Annotated in this window: 2 protein-coding genes; one reads left to right on the top strand and one right to left on the bottom strand. The window is 78.8% G+C overall.

Annotated elements, in window-relative coordinates:
• The coding region (locus AB0J52_RS41785) for a PH domain-containing protein (RefSeq protein ID WP_500188840.1) at nucleotides 1–312 on the top strand (312 nt) is incomplete at its 5' end.
• 87 nt (nucleotides 313–399) lie between these two features.
• Here AB0J52_RS41785 and AB0J52_RS41780 read toward each other — a convergent pair.
• On the bottom strand, nucleotides 400–1,117 hold a 718-nt coding region (locus AB0J52_RS41780), incomplete at its 5' end, for a ribokinase (protein WP_500188838.1).

The following is a 1,117-nucleotide window of genomic DNA, read 5'->3' as shown; positions in this document are numbered from 1 at the left end:
CTGCTCGCCGGGGTCGCGGCGGCCGGCGCGGCGGTGCTCGCGGCGCGCGACCTGCTCGCCCCGGTCCGGCTGGAGGCCGACGCCGCCGGGCTGACGGCCGTGCGCGGCTACGCCAGGCGGGAGCGGCTGGCGTGGCCGCAGGTCGCCGCCGTCCGGGTGGACGAGCGCCGGCGGCTGTTCAGCCGGACGACGCTGCTGGAGATCGAGACCGCCGACGACCTCATCATGCTCAGCCGGTTCGACCTCGGCGCGGACGTCCGCGACGTCGCCGAGACGCTGACCGAGCTGCGCGACCACGCCGCGGCGGCCTGACCCGCGGCCCGCGCACTCGGTGCCGGTGTCCGGGAACAGCGAGACGGCCCGGGCCGAAGAAGCCCGGGCCGTCTCCATGCCGCCCGCTCAGGACGGCAGGTCGTCGCCCTCGGCGGGGTAGGACGACTGCGCGCCCTCCCCCAGCACGGCCGCCGCGCCCACCCGGACCGCGAACCGCGCCGCCGCCTCCAGGTCGTCGCCGCGCGCGAGCCGCAGGCAGAGGGCGGCGGTGAACGCGTCCCCGGCCCCGGTGGTGTCCACCGGCTCGACCCGCGGCGACGGAACGGTTTGCGCGCCGTCGCGGGTGGCGACGAGCGCGCCGTCCGGGCCGAGGGTGATCACGACCGACCGCGGGCCGAGCTCCAGCAGCGCCGCCGCCAGCGTCGCCGGGTCGTCCGACGGGCCGTGGCCCGGCAGCAGGAACGCCGCCTCGTGCTCGTTGACCACCAGCGGGTCGCAGAGCGCGAGCAGGTCGGACGGGACGGCGGCGGCCGGCGACAGGTTCAGCACGACCCGCGCCCCGGCGTCCGCCGCGGTGCGGGCGGCCGCCGCGACGGTCGGCAGCGGGATCTCCAGTTGCAGCGACACCACCGCCGCGCCCTCGACCAGCTCGCGGGCGCCGGCGACGTCGTGCTCGGTGAGCCGGCCGTTCGCGCCGGGCGACACGATGATGCTGTTGTCGCCGTCCGGGCCGACCGTGATCAGCGCGACCCCGGACGGCCCCTCGGCGACCAGCAGGTGCGCCAGGTCCACCCCGGCGGCGCCGAGCGCGGCGCGCAGCAGCGCGCCGTTCCCGTCGTCGCCG

Source organism: Spirillospora sp. NPDC049652, from assembly GCF_040675125.1.
Classification (GTDB): domain Bacteria; phylum Actinomycetota; class Actinomycetes; order Streptosporangiales; family Streptosporangiaceae; genus Spirillospora.
This window is presented reverse-complemented; position numbering and strand designations above follow the sequence as displayed.